Source organism: Achromobacter sp. GQ309, from assembly GCF_059759315.1.
This window is the reverse complement of record NZ_JCAXDP010000004.1, coordinates 498890-513575: the sequence shown is the minus strand read 5'-3', so window position 1 is coordinate 513575 and position 14686 is coordinate 498890. Positions and strand designations below refer to the sequence as shown.

At 66.0% G+C, this 14686-nt stretch carries 13 protein-coding genes; 3 read left to right on the top strand and 10 right to left on the bottom strand.

The features are described from left to right. The first annotated feature begins 1 nt into the window (after nucleotide 1). Nucleotides 2-1279 (top strand): glutamate-1-semialdehyde 2,1-aminomutase, encoded by a 1278-nt coding sequence (gene hemL / locus AC6CIE_RS15555; protein ID WP_498092751.1) that lies wholly within the window; start codon nucleotides 2-4, stop codon nucleotides 1277-1279. Between the two features lie 35 nt (nucleotides 1280-1314). Here hemL and AC6CIE_RS15550 read toward each other — a convergent pair whose 3' ends face one another. Continuing rightward, nucleotides 1315-2058, bottom strand: a complete 744-nt coding sequence (locus tag AC6CIE_RS15550; RefSeq protein WP_175139624.1) for a lytic transglycosylase domain-containing protein — start codon at nucleotides 2056-2058, stop codon at nucleotides 1315-1317. Nucleotides 2059-2329: 271 nt separating this feature from the next. Between AC6CIE_RS15550 and AC6CIE_RS15545 the strand changes: the two genes are divergently transcribed. Further along, a complete protein-coding gene (locus AC6CIE_RS15545) occupies nucleotides 2330-4117 on the top strand; it encodes a flagellar assembly protein A (RefSeq protein WP_498092749.1) in 1788 nt (595 codons plus the stop codon). Nucleotides 4118-4272: 155 nt separating this feature from the next. Here the strand turns inward: AC6CIE_RS15545 and AC6CIE_RS15540 are convergent, their stop codons facing one another. Genes AC6CIE_RS15540 through AC6CIE_RS15515 form a run of 6 tightly spaced genes read right to left on the bottom strand, consistent with a single transcriptional unit; the run spans nucleotide 4273 to nucleotide 10062 of the window. Further along, complete coding sequence (locus AC6CIE_RS15540) at nucleotides 4273-5091, bottom strand: SDR family oxidoreductase (protein ID WP_498092747.1); 819 nt, start codon at nucleotides 5089-5091, stop codon at nucleotides 4273-4275. 12 nt (nucleotides 5092-5103) lie between these two features. Beyond that, nucleotides 5104-5712 carry a cysteine hydrolase family protein gene (locus AC6CIE_RS15535; RefSeq protein ID WP_498092745.1) on the bottom strand — a complete coding sequence of 203 codons (609 nt, stop codon included), beginning with the start codon at nucleotides 5710-5712 and terminating at the stop codon, nucleotides 5104-5106. After that, entirely contained in the window at nucleotides 5712-6245 is a 534-nt protein-coding gene (locus AC6CIE_RS15530) for an aromatic-ring-hydroxylating dioxygenase subunit beta (protein ID WP_105237233.1), read from the bottom strand. The genes AC6CIE_RS15535 and AC6CIE_RS15530 overlap by 1 nt, the downstream gene beginning before the upstream one ends. After that, nucleotides 6236-7585 (bottom strand): aromatic ring-hydroxylating dioxygenase subunit alpha, encoded by a 1350-nt coding sequence (locus tag AC6CIE_RS15525; protein WP_175139629.1) that lies wholly within the window; start codon nucleotides 7583-7585, stop codon nucleotides 6236-6238. The genes AC6CIE_RS15530 and AC6CIE_RS15525 overlap by 10 nt, the downstream gene beginning before the upstream one ends. A 9-nt stretch (nucleotides 7586-7594) precedes the next feature. Then, the gene (locus AC6CIE_RS15520) at nucleotides 7595-8839 is read right to left on the bottom strand and encodes a dienelactone hydrolase family protein (protein ID WP_175139630.1); all 1245 of its coding nucleotides are present in this window, start codon (nucleotides 8837-8839) and stop codon (nucleotides 7595-7597) included. A 32-nt stretch (nucleotides 8840-8871) separates the two neighbouring features. Beyond that, the gene (locus AC6CIE_RS15515; RefSeq protein ID WP_498092743.1) at nucleotides 8872-10062 is read right to left on the bottom strand and encodes an ABC transporter substrate-binding protein; all 1191 of its coding nucleotides are present in this window, start codon (nucleotides 10060-10062) and stop codon (nucleotides 8872-8874) included. Nucleotides 10063-10351: 289 nt separating this feature from the next. Between AC6CIE_RS15515 and AC6CIE_RS15510 the strand changes: the two genes are divergently transcribed. After that, nucleotides 10352-11338 (top strand): AraC family transcriptional regulator, encoded by a 987-nt coding sequence (locus AC6CIE_RS15510; protein ID WP_498092741.1) that lies wholly within the window; start codon nucleotides 10352-10354, stop codon nucleotides 11336-11338. A 764-nt stretch (nucleotides 11339-12102) separates the two neighbouring features. On the opposite strand, the gene AC6CIE_RS15505 is transcribed toward AC6CIE_RS15510, so the two are convergent. From AC6CIE_RS15505 to AC6CIE_RS15495, 3 genes are read right to left on the bottom strand one after another with little or no spacing between them, the layout of a single operon-like run. Then, nucleotides 12103-12510: a RidA family protein gene (locus AC6CIE_RS15505; RefSeq protein ID WP_175125933.1), complete on the bottom strand. Its 408-nt coding sequence runs from the start codon at nucleotides 12508-12510 to the stop codon at nucleotides 12103-12105. 49 nt (nucleotides 12511-12559) lie between these two features. Further along, nucleotides 12560-13000 (bottom strand): acyl-CoA thioesterase, encoded by a 441-nt coding sequence (locus tag AC6CIE_RS15500; RefSeq protein ID WP_191578240.1) that lies wholly within the window; start codon nucleotides 12998-13000, stop codon nucleotides 12560-12562. A gap of 25 nt (nucleotides 13001-13025) precedes the next feature. Next, nucleotides 13026-14666 (bottom strand): AMP-binding protein, encoded by a 1641-nt coding sequence (locus AC6CIE_RS15495; protein WP_279975160.1) that lies wholly within the window; start codon nucleotides 14664-14666, stop codon nucleotides 13026-13028. Nucleotides 14667-14686 lie beyond the last annotated feature (20 nt).

The following is a 14686-nucleotide window of genomic DNA, read 5'->3' as shown; positions in this document are numbered from 1 at the left end:
CATGTCCAGTAACGCTCAGCTCTTCGACCGCGCCTGCCGCAGCATTCCCGGCGGCGTCAACTCGCCCGTTCGCGCTTTCCGCTCTGTGGGCGGCACGCCGCGCTTTATCAAGCGCGCGCAAGGCCCGTACGTGTGGGATGCGGAAGACAAGCAGTACATCGACTACGTCGGTTCGTGGGGCCCGGCCATTCTGGGCCACTCGCACCCGGAAGTGGTGCGCGCGGTTCAGGAAGCGGCCGTCAACGGCCTGTCGTTCGGCGCGCCGACCGAAGCGGAAATCGAGCTGGCCGAAGTGCTGATCTCGCGCCTGCCGTCGCTGGAACAGGTGCGACTGGTCAGCTCGGGCACCGAAGCCACCATGACGGCGATCCGTCTGGCGCGCGGCGCCACCGGCCGCGCCAAGATCGTGAAGTTCGAGGGCTGCTATCACGGCCATTCGGACAGTCTGCTGGTCAAGGCCGGATCGGGGCTGCTGACTTTCGGCAACCCCAGCTCGGCAGGCGTGCCGCCGGAATTCGTGTCGCACACGCTGACCCTGGAATACAACAATCTGGATGCCGTGCGCGAAGCCTTTGCGCAGCACGGCGCCGACATCGCCTGCATCATCGTGGAGCCGGTCGCCGGCAACATGAACCTCATCAAGCCGGCGCCCGGCTTCCTGGAAGGTCTGCGCGAGGTCTGCACGCAGCACGGCGCGCTGCTGATTTTCGACGAAGTCATGACGGGCTTTCGCGTGGGACCGCAAGGCGTGCAGGGCCTGACGGGCGTCAAGCCCGACATCACCACGCTGGCCAAGGTGATCGGCGGCGGCATGCCGGTGGGCGCCTTCGGCGGCAGCGCCGAAGTCATGAAGCACATCGCCCCGCTGGGCGGCGTCTACCAGGCCGGCACGCTGTCCGGCAATCCGGTGGCCGTGGCAGCGGGTCTGGCCACGCTGCGACTGATCGGCGCGCCGGGCTTCTACGAGAATCTGTCGGCGCAGACCGCCAAGCTGGCGCAAGGCTTGCAGGAACGCGCGCGCAAGGCCGGCCTGCCCTTCTCGGCGGACTCGGTGGGCGGCATGTTCGGCATCTACTTCAGCGACAGCATCCCGGCCTCGTTCGCGCAGGTCTCGGCCTGCGACACGGCGGCATTCAACCGCTTCTTCCATGCCATGCTGGACAACGGCGTGCACTTCGCGCCGTCCGCGTTCGAAGCGGGCTTCGTGTCGGCCACGCACGACGACACCGTCATCCAGGCCACGCTGGATATCGCGGACAAGGTGTTCGCAGAGCTTTAAGCGGTTGTCCGGAGCGGGCTTCGCGCCCGCTTGCTTCATGGCGCCTTGTACTGCTCGTACAGCGCCGTCACATTCTTCACATAGGCCTGGGTTTCCGCGTACGGCGGCACTGCGTCGTACTTGCGCACCGCGCCCTCGCCCGCGTTGTACGCGGCCAGCGCAAGATCCAGGCGGCCCGGATACCGGTCGATCAGCCGGCGCAGGTGGCGCGATCCGGCCTGCACATTGGTCGCCGGATCCACCAGCGCGCGTTCCACGTCATCCACCGACAGCAACGGCGCCGCCGTGGCCGGCATCAATTGCATCAGGCCCAGCGCGCCCTTGGGCGAGCGGGCATCGCTGCGAAAGCCCGATTCAATGGCGATGACGGCCGTCAGCAACGCCTGGTCGACTCCCGAATCCAATGCAGCGCGGGCGATCAGGTTGTCGTGCTTGGTCGTGGGTTTGACGGTGCTCCAGCGCAACGCCGGTTCGGCGGGCGCGCGTGTCACGCGGCGGGCGCCGTCACCGGCTTCCGGCTCACAGGTCAGGCACAATTTCTCGGCGCCGCCGCGGAGCGCGGTTCTTGCTTGCGCGCGCTTGTAGTATTTACCGGTGCCGGTTGGCACCTTCATCGTGCGCCAGACGCCGAACGGATCCTTGTAGCGGTAGGTGTCGGCGGCCTGCACGGGCGCGGCGGCCGCCAGCGCCAGAGCACCCGTCGCCAGCGCCGCCATCCCGCCGGCGCGCGCCAGGATGGCGCGCGTGGCCGAAAGAATGGAGGAAGGTGGTTGGGACATGGGACGGGGCTCCGGCGGCGTCCTGAGACGCGTTGGCGAGCCCTTATGCTGCTTGCGCCATCCCGGTCCTGTCTTTCCTGCCGATGATCTAGATCGCGATGGCGCGCACGTTTCCCAGGGAAAATCGGGGACGCGACTAGGCCATGCGGCCGATAAATTTTGGCTGTTACCGTCGGTAAAGATCGTCCCGGCAAAGAATATGACGTAATATTTCGTTCAATTACCAAATGATTGGACCGGCCGCTCGTGCCGGAATCGGAGAGAGGGTGAAATGGGCGCAGAAAACTTGCTCCAGTTGATACTGGATGCCGACACCAACGTCCTGACGGCGGTGTATACGCCGCCACCTCGTCCCGAATCCGCCGTCGCCGACGGCGCACCCGGCACAGCGAAAGCGGAAGGCGGCGACCCTGCCGATGCACCGGCTGGTTCACCGTCCTCCCAGACCAATGCCCAGACCGCCGACGAGGATGCCGACGTTGCGGTTGCCGACGAGGCCGACGCCCCGCCGGTCAACACCGACCTTCCGACGTGGGACGTGCTGGTCGCCGCCGCGGCCGCGCAAGGCTGGGGCCCCGATGCGCTCGACAATCACGCCATCGTCGCCTTCATCGACCTGTGCCGCACGGCCACCGAGCCCGTCCAGAGCCCCGTCGGCAAGGTCGTGGACGGCAGCTTCGACATCGAGCTGAACGCCACCCTCATGGCGGCAACGCTGACGCTGCACCCGCCCAAGGGCGGCAAGCCCATCACGCTGGAAGCGGTGCGCCAGGCCCTGGCGGATCAGGGCATCGTGCATGGCGTGCTGGACGGCGCGCTGGCCGAGGCCGTGGCGTTGGGACGCGCAGAAACCATCCTGGCCGCGCAGGGCACGCCGCCCACGCGCGGCACGCCCACCCGCTTTGAAAGCCTGCTCGACCGCCTGAAGCCTCGCGCCGAGGACATCGACGAATTGGCGCAGGTGGATTACCGCGATCTCGGCAGCCTGCTGCTTGTGTCGCCCGGCACGCCGCTCATGCGCCGCTTTCCGCCGCTGCCCGGCGTGGACGGCACCAACGTGCTGGGCGAGCCCGTGCTGCCCGACGAGTTGCCGGACACCCCGTTTTCCAAGGAACTGTCCGGCGTCGAGATCGATCCGGAAGATCCGCTGCTGCTGCGCGCGGCCATTTCCGGCACGCCGACGCTCATCACCCACGGCGTGCAGGTCAACCCCATGGTGGAGGTGGACGCCGTCAACCTGTCCACCGGCAACATCAACTTCGAAGGCTCCCTGCAGGTGCGCGGCGACATCGCCGCCACCATGGAAGTGCGCGTGACCGGTGACGTGGTCGTCAACGGCACGATCGAAGCCGCGCTGGTCGAGGCCGGCGGCAGCGTCACCGTCAAAGGCGGCATCATCGGCATGGCCGAAACCGTGCACGACGCCTCGGGAACGCCGCGCACCGCGCACATCGTCTGCGGCGGCACGCTGCGGGCCAAGTTCATCGAGAACGCCGTCATCAGCGCGGGCCAGGACATCGATGTCGAACGTGAAATCCGCCAGTGCAGCATCGCCGCCGGCGGCAGCGTGAACGTCGGCCCGCCCAACACGCAGCAAAGCGCCATCACGGGCGGCGAGACCCGCGCGCTGCTGGCAGTGCGCGCCGGCACCATCGGCTCGCCCGCGGGCATTCCGACGCTGGTGCAGGCAGGCCTGGACCCGCACGCCGACATCAAACGCTCGGCGCTCACGCGCAAGCGCCTGAAGATGAACGAGGAAAAGGCCAAGCTGGAACAACTGCTGATGTTCCTGCAGGCGAACCCGCAACGGGCCACGGGCGACGTGGTCGAACGCGCGCGCAACACGCACACCAAGCTCATCGGCGACCTGGCCGGGCTGGAAACCGAGGAAGCGCAACTGGCCCGCGACCTGCTGCCCCAGCAGAACGCCACCATCGCCGCCACGCGGCGGTTCTGTAGCGGCACCAAGATTCAGCTGGGCAACAAGATGCAGGAGTTCCTGGAAGACCAGGTGGGCGGCAAGGCTGGCCTGGAAGAAGGCGAGATCGTGATTCGCTGATGGGCGCGCGAGGGCGTTGGCAGCCGCGCAGCCCTCGTGCGGAACGGACATAGCACCCAATCGGGGGGCTGCCCCCTGCGGCTTTCCCCTCCGACCGGCTTAGGACTAAGTCGGGTGTCTGACACCCTCTCAGGCGACCCTCTCAGGCGACCCTCTCAGGCGCGGACGTCCGGCATCAATTCCTTGAACCACACGCGCGGCGAGATGCCGCGGTCCGGGCCCAGGATCGAGAAGCCGCCGTCCACGGGAATGTCGACGCCCGTCATCCACGATGCCGCGTCGGAGCACGCAAAACACACAGCAGCCGCGATCTCCTCGCCGGAACCCACGCGGCCCAGCGGATGAAAATGCGCGCCCACCGCATCGGCTGCCTGGCGCGATCCGCCCGACAGCTGTTCCACCGACGGCGACCAGGTCCACGCTGGCGACACGGCCAACACACGCACACCGGCCGGCGCCAATTCCACCGCGAAATTCTTCGTGATCTGCAGCAGCGCCGCCTTGGACGCCGGATACAGCGCGCGTCCGGCCGCGCCGAACTTGCCGCCCGTGCTGCCCAGATTCACGACCACGCCGCCGCGGGGCAGATGCGCAGCCGCCAGCTGCGTGAAGATCGCCGCCGACACGAGGTTCGTGTCCAGCGTCCGATGCCATTCCTCCCGCGACGATGCCAGCCCGCGGTCCGCATACTGGCAGGCGTTGTTGACCAGGAAATCCAGCCGGCCAAAGCGCGCCAGCGCGGCGTCGATGCAGGCCTGGATCTGGGCGTCCTCACCGATATCGGTTTCGCAGAACAGCGCGCGGTCGCCCAACGCCCTGGCCAGCGCCTCGCCTGCCTCGGCGTTGCGGCCGACCAGCACGACATTGGCGCCCGCCGCCGCCAGGCCGCGCGCGATATCCGCGCCCAGGCCTTGCGTACTGCCGGTGACGATGGCGGTCTTGCCCGCCAGGCCGGGAAAGCCTGAAAAATCCATGTGTATTCCTTGTCAGTTTGGCGCGGCGGCCCAGCGTACCGCGTCGTGCACCGAGCCCGTCTGCGCGATCAGCCGCATGCTGGCCAGCGACGCCTCGTGCACCGCCGGATCGGCCGACGCGCAGGCATTTTCGGCCACCATCACCGAGAAGCCGATATCCGCGGCATGGCGCACCGTGCCCTCAACCACCGAATGCGTCGCCACGCCCGCCACCACCAGCCGCCGCGCGCCCAGCAGCCGCAGGGTTTCCTCAAGCGGCGTGCCGTAGAACGCGCTGATGCGCGTGTGCTTGACGACGAACTCGCGCGCGCTGCCCGCCAGCGGATGCAGGCCATCGTAGAACGCGCTGCCCCACTGCCCTTCCGGCACCGCGCCGATCGTGGCCACGTTGCGGAAGATCTCGCAATTGGGCAGCAGGTCTGCGTAGTCAGGACGAAACGCGATGCGCACGTGCACGATGGGCAGCGCGTGCGACCGCGCGCCCTCCAGCAATGCCGCGGCGTTGTCCAGCAGGCGCTGGCGCGCTCCGCTATCGGCATCCAGCCCGACGCGGATCTTGCCATCCGGATGCAGCACATCGTTCTGATAGTGCAACGCCAGCACCGCCACGTCCGCGTTCATCACACAAACACCTCGAACGCGTCGTGCGCATCGTCGCAGTTCACGAGGTCCACGCGCTTCATGCGGATGCGCCAGCCATCGCCCTCGGCGGCCAGCTTGTGCGTATAACGGCCTGCAAGCTGGCGCGGCTGCCGCTTGCGCCATTCGGTCATCTGAAAGACCGAGTGCACCACCAGGTTGCCGGCCGCATCCACACCCTCGACCTGCACGCCGCCCACCAGCCGCACGCTGCGCGTTGGCGGTTGCTGCGACCAGTTGCGCGGATGCTCCAGGCGCCGGATGCGCACGTCGCGCAGCATGCGGTCTTCCCAGAAGATCGAGATGAAGTCGTACGGACTTTCCTGGCCATGCTTGCGCGGCATCCAGTACATGCCGTCCTCGGTCCACAGCGCCTGCCACTCGTCATAGCGCCGTTCGTCCAGCAACCGCGCCTCGCGGTACAGGAACTGCGCGATGCGATGGTAGGCGTCGGCGGGCACGTCGGCCGGCGCAAGATTCGCGGTGCCGACGTCGAAATCCAGATCTAGCAGCATGCGCCGTCTCCCTTGGCCGTGGCGTCTGCGCTGGTCCCGGCGCCCGCCTCCATGTAAGCCTTCCACGCGCGGAACTGATTGCGCATGGGCAATTCGCTGGTACCGTTCACGGACACCATGCCGTCGGGCTCGACGCGGTCCGTGCCGTGATAGCGGTGCATGCTGACCCAGTCGCCGCCCCGCGTCGCGTTGCCTTCCTGGCAGCGGTTGTAGAGCTCGATGTCGTCCGGCATCACGTTGGACGACGGCGAATTGATGACGTTGGCGTACAGCATCGCGCGCTTGAACACGCCCTCCGGCGCGCCCTTGCAGCGAAACGTCTGGATCTCGATCAAGGTGCGATCCACCGCCACCGGCCGGATCACGCGGAACTGCTGGAACACCGTGTGGGGCGAGCCGCTGCCGTAGATCACGGTGTTGTGGCGGTTCATCCCCAGGATCTCGCGAGCGCGCTGCTCGCCATAAGCGCCGGTCAGCGACTCGAAGTGCGCGCGCGACACCGGATCGCGTTCGGCGGCGCCCGGATTGAAGATGCCCTCCATGTAGCCGTGGCCGTTGTCGTAGGCGCGCAGCTCCAGCTTCTCCCAGAACTCGTAGGGCTCGCCGTTGCCGTCCATGATGTGCAGCTCGAGCGGCATCTCGCCCATTTCCTTGGCCTCGTCGCGCGCCGCCGCATACGACGATTCATGCGTCACGCGCGCGTGCATCGTGTCGTGCAGGTTCTCGTAGAACACCTTCCAGTTCGACCGCTGCATCACGCGGAAGATGCCGCCCGCGACTTCCACCTCGCCCACCGGCGAACGGTCGCACAGGTTGTCGATGGACGAGCGCACGCCGCCCAGAAAATCCACAAGCGGCTGCCCTTCAGCGGATTGGCTCGCGAACACGAAGCCGCGGTAGCTCTCGACGCGCGGCAACCGCCGCATCGAGAACGACGGATCCGTGGGATCGTACGACGTGCCTTCCAGCCCTTGCTTGAGCGGCACCCCCAGATGGCTGCCGTCCAGCTTGAACGTCCAAGCGTGGTACGGACAACGGAAAAACTTGCCCGCACAGCCTTCGCCGTCGGCCACCACCTTCGCCCCTTTGTGCGGACAGCGGTTGTACAGCACGTGCACGCGCCCATCGGCCGCGCGCACCATCAGCACGTCCTGATCGCCCAGGCGCGTCGTGTGATAGTCGCCCGTCTTGGGCACCTGGCTTTCGTGGCCCACGTAGATCCACGCGCGGCCGTAGATGCGCTGCATCTCAAGGTCGAAGATCGCCGGATCGGTGTACAGGGCCCGGTGCACGCTGTCGCCGCGCACCAGCCCCGCCAGTTGTTCGTCGGTATATGGCATGTCGTCTCCCTACTTGTTCGCGCTGTCCTTCCAGCGCGCCATCAGCGTGTTGGAAGGCAGGGTTTCGTCCAGCAGCTTGGCCGCCGTCTCGCGGCCCGCGGTGGGCAGACCGGCCGGATCCAGCAGGCCCACCTGCACCAGCACGCTCGCCTGATCCCAATAGATGTGCTCGTGATAAAGCTTGTCGCCGCGGAACTTCACGATGGCCACCAGCGGGATCTCCACATACTTGCCCGTCGGCGCGACGCCCGGCAGCATCCAGTCGATCTCGGTCGTGTGGGTAAAGCAGAACAGCAGCTCGTCCACGATCTGCGTCGCGCCCACCGTGCGCGACAGCGGCACCAGCCGCGTGTCCGGCGGGTTGCTGTTCACGAAATGATGCTGATAGAAGCGCGACAGCTCCTTGTAGCCCACGCCGCCCGTCATCGTCGGGATGTGGTTGACGTAAGGCTCGGCCACCATTGTCGCCATCGTCGCCGCCACGTCGCGCGTGCCGAATTCATATTCGCAGTGCTTGTCCCACAGATACGAATAATCGAACTCCGGCCCGATCGTGCGCTGCAGCGCCGCCATGCTGCGCTGGTGCGCCATCAACGCCGACGGCTTGTCGTAGTGATCGCCGCCCGTGCGTGCAAACGCATGGTCCACGCCGGGATACACGTACAGCTCCACGCCCGGCTTGCCGCCCAGCGCTTCCAGGATGCGCTTGCGAGCCTCGGGCGGACAGAACCCGTCCTGCTCGGCAATGTGCAGCACCAGGCGGCCACGCAGATTGCCGGCTTCCTCAAGGCTGTCCTCGATGCCCACGCCGTAATATCCCACCGCCACATCCGCGTCCGTGCGGCACGCCGCCAGATAAGCCAGCTTGCCGCCCAGGCAATAGCCCAGCACGCCAGCGCCGCCCTCCTGTTCGGGCAGCTCGCGCAGCACCGCCAGCGTCGACGCAATGTCCTTGATGCCCAGATCCACGTCAAAGCCCTTGTACAGCTCGAACGCGCGCGGCATGTCCGCCGGCCCGTCCGTCAGCTGGATGCCCGGCTGCTGACGCCAGAACAGATCCGGCACCAGCACCACATAGCCTTCCTCGGCCAGCAGTTGCGCGCTGCGCCGCATGAAATCGTTGACGCCGAAAATCTCCTGGCACAACACCAGGCCCGGGCCTCGGCCCGAGGCCGGCACCGCCAGATAGGCGCCGAAGGACTTGCCATCGTGCGAGGCGATCGTCACCTCGCGCGTCGTAATGCGTTCAGTCATGCGTATCTCCTGTATTGCAAAGCTGCGGCGGCCTACTTCATCTGGCACGCGGCGGCGAAGGGATCCTGGTATTGCGTCAGCACCGTGCCCGACAGCTTGTTCGACAGCTTGCCGCTGGCGTCCGCCTCGACCACGCGCAGGTAATAGTTCTGCACCGGGTACTGATTGCGGTTGAACTTGAAATCGCCACGCACCGACTTGAAGTCCGCACGCCGCAACGCCGGACGCAGCGCCTGGGCATCCAGCTTGCCGCCCGTCTGGCGCACCGCGCTGTCCAGCAGCATCGCCGCGTCATACCCCTGCGACGCATACAGCGACGGGCTGCGGTTGTAGGTCTTCTTGAAATCCTCAACGAACTTGCGGTTGGCCGGGTTGTCGAGTTCGGCCGCCCATTGCGCCGTATTGCGCAGGCCCTTGATCGGCGCGCCCACTGCCGCGATCGTGTCTTCATCCCCGGAAAATCCCGGCGCCAGCAGCGCGATGTCCTTGGACAGCCCCGCGCCGTTGAACTGCTTGATGAAATTCACGCCCATGCCGCCCGGCAAAAAGAAAAACACCGCGTCCGGCTTGCTGGCGCGCAGCTGCGTAATCTCCACGCCATAGTCCAGCTGGCCGAGCTGCGTGTAGATCTCCTCGGCCACGCCACCCTTGTACAGACGCTTGAAGCCGTTCAGCGACTCGCGCCCGCCCGGGTAATCCGGCGCGATCAACGCCACGCGCTTATACCCCTGATCGGCCGCGTACTTGCCCATCGCCGCCGGAATGTCCTCGTTCTGCCAGGCCACCGCAAAGAAATTCGGATTACAGCCCGCGCCCGCATAGTTTTCCGGGCCCGTATTGGTGCTGAGATAAATCGTGTCCGACTGCAGAATCGCCGGCATCACAGGCAGCAGCACATTCGAAAACACGATGCCCGTCATCACGTTCACGCGGTCACGCTTAAGTAGACGTTCCACCGCCTGACGCCCGGTATCCGCCTTCTGCTGGTCATCGGCCACCACCACTTCCGCCGCCAACCCGCCCAGCTTGCCGCCTGTATGCTGCAGCGCCAGATTGAAGCCGTCCCGGATCTCGTTGCCCAGCGCCGCGCCCGGCCCCGACAGCGTCGTCAGCAGCCCCACCTTCACCTTGTCGGCCGCCGACGCCACACCCGGCGCGCCCACCGCAGCGCCCATGCAAACCAATGCCGCCAGCGCGCGCCGGCTCCATCCATTTCGATTCATGTGCCACCCCGTATTCGCCGCCAGCCACGCTGGCGGAAAGCTGACAGAACCCGTCTGCCGTCGGTACACGCATGCCGCCGATCCAAGTCGCCCAGCTTACGCGCCGCGGCGCCTCCATTCCAACAGGCCCGCCCACCGTGCACGCGCCTCCCGGCAAGATTAGGCCCGCGCCCACCCGCGCTCTATCCGAATTCCGCCAGGCTTATCCGGGATTCACTTAATTCCCAATGAAGCGCGATTCCATTACGCTGCCCGCAGATACGGGATCGGTCCCGTCCCGGAGGCTTCCATGCACGGCTGGTCCCGACTAGAGCTGGCGCCCTTGCTGAAACGGCGCGTCTTCAGCTCCACGCAACAGGATGAGACCCGCGCCCGCGTGTCCGAAGCCCTCAAGGACCACCGCCTCACCTGGAAAGGCGGCCGCGTCGACGCCGAACTGAACCGCGGCCGATTCGGCTCCCTCACCGTCTGTACGTTGCGCTACGGCGCCGAAGTCCACATCGAACCCGACCGCCTCCAGGACTTCATGCTGGTGCAGGTCCCCCTACGCGGCCGCGCCCGCATCGAATGCGGCGACGAAGGCGTCAACGCCGACCCCGACTGCGCCGCCGTCATCGCCCCCAACCGCCGCCTTCGGCTGCACTGGGAAGCCGGCTGCGAACAACTGCTGCTAAAGATCCCAAGAGGCAAACTGGAAGCCATGGGCCAACGCGCCTTCGGCGACGCCGCCGCCCGCCCCCTGGATTTCAGCCCCGCCCTGCGCCTGGACACCCCCATCGGCGCCGCCTGGCGCAGCATGATGGGCAGCCTGATCCACTTGCTGCCCACCTTGGACGACGGCGCCCGCCGCCCGCCCGCGGCGTGGCTGGAGCACCTGGAAGACACGCTGGTCCTGCACCTGCTCTACAACCAGCCCAATACTTGGCAAAACCACGCGGGCCAACCCAACACGGTCCCGCGCCGCCTGAGCGTCGCCGAGGCCTTCATGCGAGACCGCCTGGGGGCTCCTCTAACGCTGAACACCATCGCCCGCCACGCTGGGGCGAGTGCCACCGCGCTGACCCGGCTTTTTCAGGAACACCGGAATACGACGCCGATGAATGCGCTACGCGCGTTTCGGCTGGACGCGGCGAGGAGCCGGCTGAAAACGCAGCCGGATGCGAGCGTCACGGAGGTGGCGCTAAGCGTGGGGTTTGGGCATCTGGGGAGATTCTCGGAGTATTACCGGGAACGGTTCGGGGAACTGCCGAAAGAGACGCGACGCGCGGGCGGGTGATCCCGGATTGCGGTGTATGACACCCGAATCTGCCTTAAGCGCTTGTAGTGGTGTCTGACACCGGAATCTGTCCTACGTGCCTGCGATAGGCGTCCGACACCGGCATCAGCCCTACGCGCGCCGCAAGCGCGCAGCGCAGACCCGTGGACGCAAGACACAGCGTAGGCCCCACCAGGCCGCCCGCGCGGCCGACGTGGGGCGGGCACCGCAAGACGCTTCATGCCCGAGCAACCGCAGCCAAGAACCTCAAGAACTCAATCCCCCCCGCCGCCCGACAAGCTGAAACCTCCCGAGCCCGGCGTGGCGGCGGTCTGGGGCGCGCGGGGCGTGTAGATGCGCCCGAGGGAATCTGAAGGCAGTCGCCGAAGGCGACAACGAAGATGACGAAGGGGCAGTCCGGAGCGAAGGCTCCGGACCGCAATCGTAGCCCCGCGCGCCCCAGACCGCCGACGCGCCGGGCGTCTTAAAAACCGCGACCGACGCACCATCGGCCAGTGTCAGACCTCGAGCTAACAGCCCAACGCACTGCGCGCGGTGTCAGACACCCGAATCAGTCCTACGCATCGCGCACGGTGTCAGACACCCGGCGAATACCGCCGCGCAATGACGACTTTCTCATGCGGGTGTCAGACACCTGACTTCAGCGGCATGCTCACAAGAAAATCCGCCCCACAAGCACCGAAGGCCCGCCGCCCTCGCCCCCCGGTGCCGGCCGGGAAGCAAATGCGGCGAACCTTCGATACACCGTCAAACCAAATAAACCCCTACTGCGCAGGCACCACCGCAGTCACTTCAATTTCAACCTTCGCGCGATCCTCCACCAGAGCGGCAACCTCCACCGCCGTCATCGCCGGAAAATGCCGACCGATCAACTCCCGGTAGTGTTTACCAATGCCCGGATAAGCAGCGACGTACTCCTTCCTATCCGTCACATACCAAGTCATCCGCACGATATGCTCAGGCTTCGCCCCACCCTCGGCAAGAATCTGCACGATGTTCAGCAGCGCCTGACGCACCTGGTCCGCGAAGTCATCGGACTCGAACTGCTGCTGCCCGTTCCATCCCACCTGTCCGCCCACAAACACGATCTTGCTGCCCACCTGCATCTCGGTCAGCACACCATTCGAATAGCCCCGGGGCGCCATCCAATCCGGCGGTTGCAGAATCTTCATAACGTCTCATCCTATTGATCAAATAAACAAACCACAGGGTGGCGCCCGCTTATGCCGCGGTTGCCAGAAAATGCTGCATGCGTTCCCGCAGATCCGCAGGCAGCGGCATCGACTTCATCGTCCGCAGATCCACCGTCACGATCGTCAGCGTCGCCGACAGCCGCAACTGCCCGTCCGGCCCTTCAAACCGCACCAGCGCCTTGAACGATGCACCACCAATGCGCTGCACCGACAGCGTCTGCCGCAGTTTCTCGTGCCACCGGCTCGGCGCGCTGAAATCGCACGTCACCGACGCCATCGGCGTACCGATGTGCCGCTCCACATGCAGCGCATGAAACGGCAACCCCATTCCCTTGTCGAACCACTCCTCGACGAAATCATTGATCATCTCGAAATAGCGCGGATAGAACACGATCCCCGCCGGATCGCAATGGCGGAATCGGACTTCTACCTGACTCACAAAAGGAGCCGTCGTAATGGGTGCTGCCATGATGTTTCCTTGAAGCCTGCGATGCCTATGCCATCTTGCGCAGCGCAAACCGCTGCAACTTGCCCGTCTCGGTCCGCGGCAACGTATCCACGAACTCGATCGCGCGCGGATATTTGTAGGGGGCAATATTCGCCTTCACGAACGTCTGCATCGCCGTCACCAGCTCTGCGCTTGGCGCAAACCCCGGCTTCAGCACCACAAACGCCTTCACCACCTGACCGCGCTCGTCGTCCATCGCGCCCACCACCCCGCACTCCGCCACCGCCTCATGGCGCAGCAGAGCGTCCTCGACTTCCGGACCCGCGATGTTGTAGCCCGCCGACACGATCATGTCGTCGTTGCGCGCCTGGTAGAACAGATAGCCGTCGTCATCCTGCACGAACGTATCGCCCGGCAGATTCCAGCCGTCTTGCACGAACCGGCGCTGGCGCTCGTCCGCCAGATAGCGGCAGCCCGTCGGCCCCTTGATCGCCAGCCGACCCACCGTCCCGTTCGGCACCGGCTTCATCTCATCGTCAACGATCTGCGCCACATACCCCGGCACCACGCGGCCAATCGCACCGCGGCGCACCGACTCCGGCGGGCTCGACACGAACACGTGAATCATCTCCGTGCCGCCGATGCCGTCGATCATCTCGATCCCCGTTGCGTCCTTCCAGAGCTGACGCGTCGCATCCGGCAGCGCTTCGCCCGCCGACACGCTCTTCTTCAGCGACGACAGATCGAACTTGCCCACCAGCGCCGCCATCTGGCGGTAGAAGGTCGGGGCCGTAAACACGATCGTCGCGCGGAACTCCTGGATCAGTTCCAGCAGGCTTTCGGGCGACAGCTTCTCGGCCAGCACCGTGCTCGCGCCCACTCGCAGCGGGAAGCACAACAACCCGCCCAGCCCGAACGTGAACGCCAGCGGCGGCGTGCCGCAGAAAATGTCATCCGGCCCAGGCTTGATCACATGCTTCGGGAAAAGGTCGCACATCGCCAGCACATCGCGATGAAAGTGCATGCAGCCCTTCGGCGAGCCCGTCGTGCCGCTGGTGAACGCGATCAGGCACACATCGTCCGCCGCCGTATCGCACGCCTCGAACGTGTCAGGCTTGCCGGCCGCCAGCGCGTCCAGGGCATCGGCCGCCGAATCGTTGAAGTACATCACCTGCGCCAGACCCGGGCAGTGGTTCTCGTGATCCGGCTGCGCGCAGAACTGCGCCTCGTCCTTCAGGCGCACGTCGCACAGCACCGCCTGGATCTGCGCCTTCTCGATGATCTGCTTCAGTTCCTTCGAACGCAGCAGCGGCATCGTCGGCACCGTCACCAGACCCGCCTTGATCGCCGCCAGCCACGAGGCCGCCATCATCGGATTGTTCGGGCCGCGCAGCAGCAGGCGGTTACCCGGTACCAGCTTCATGTCCTCGGTCAGCACGCGCGCGATGCGGTTCGTCAGCGCGGCCAGTTCGCCGTAGGTCATCGTTGCCGGCTTGCCGTCCTGGCGCCAGCGCAGCGCCACGCGATCGCCGTGGCCTCGGCCGACCATCGCGTCAACCAATTCCACCGCGCAATTGAAACGCTTTGGATAGGCCACGTCGGGGCCGTCCAGCAGGAACTCAGGCCATTGTTCGCCCGGGGGCAGGTTGTCCCGGGCAAAGGTGTCGATGTGGGCGGATACTTCCATGAAAATTCCCCTTGGCTGTG

Excerpts from the sequence above, each read along its gene's own strand:
- AC6CIE_RS15500 (WP_191578240.1), bottom strand. The coding sequence starts at position 13,000 with ATGGCAGCACCCATTACGACGGCTCCTTTTGTGAGTCAGGTAGAAGTC.
- AC6CIE_RS15525 (WP_175139629.1), bottom strand. The coding sequence starts at position 7,585 with ATGCCATATACCGACGAACAACTGGCGGGGCTGGTGCGCGGCGACAGC.
- AC6CIE_RS15535 (WP_498092745.1), bottom strand. The coding sequence starts at position 5,712 with ATGAACGCGGACGTGGCGGTGCTGGCGTTGCACTATCAGAACGATGTG.
- AC6CIE_RS15515 (WP_498092743.1), bottom strand. The coding sequence starts at position 10,062 with ATGAATCGAAATGGATGGAGCCGGCGCGCGCTGGCGGCATTGGTTTGC.
- AC6CIE_RS15530 (WP_105237233.1), bottom strand. The coding sequence starts at position 6,245 with ATGCTGCTAGATCTGGATTTCGACGTCGGCACCGCGAATCTTGCGCCG.
- AC6CIE_RS15505 (WP_175125933.1), bottom strand. The coding sequence starts at position 12,510 with ATGAAGATTCTGCAACCGCCGGATTGGATGGCGCCCCGGGGCTATTCG.
- AC6CIE_RS15510 (WP_498092741.1), top strand. The coding sequence starts at position 10,352 with ATGCACGGCTGGTCCCGACTAGAGCTGGCGCCCTTGCTGAAACGGCGC.
- hemL (WP_498092751.1), top strand. The coding sequence starts at position 2 with ATGTCCAGTAACGCTCAGCTCTTCGACCGCGCCTGCCGCAGCATTCCC.
- AC6CIE_RS15550 (WP_175139624.1), bottom strand. The coding sequence starts at position 2,058 with ATGTCCCAACCACCTTCCTCCATTCTTTCGGCCACGCGCGCCATCCTG.
- AC6CIE_RS15540 (WP_498092747.1), bottom strand. The coding sequence starts at position 5,091 with ATGGATTTTTCAGGCTTTCCCGGCCTGGCGGGCAAGACCGCCATCGTC.
- AC6CIE_RS15545 (WP_498092749.1), top strand. The coding sequence starts at position 2,330 with ATGGGCGCAGAAAACTTGCTCCAGTTGATACTGGATGCCGACACCAAC.
- AC6CIE_RS15495 (WP_279975160.1), bottom strand. The coding sequence starts at position 14,666 with ATGGAAGTATCCGCCCACATCGACACCTTTGCCCGGGACAACCTGCCC.
- AC6CIE_RS15520 (WP_175139630.1), bottom strand. The coding sequence starts at position 8,839 with ATGACTGAACGCATTACGACGCGCGAGGTGACGATCGCCTCGCACGAT.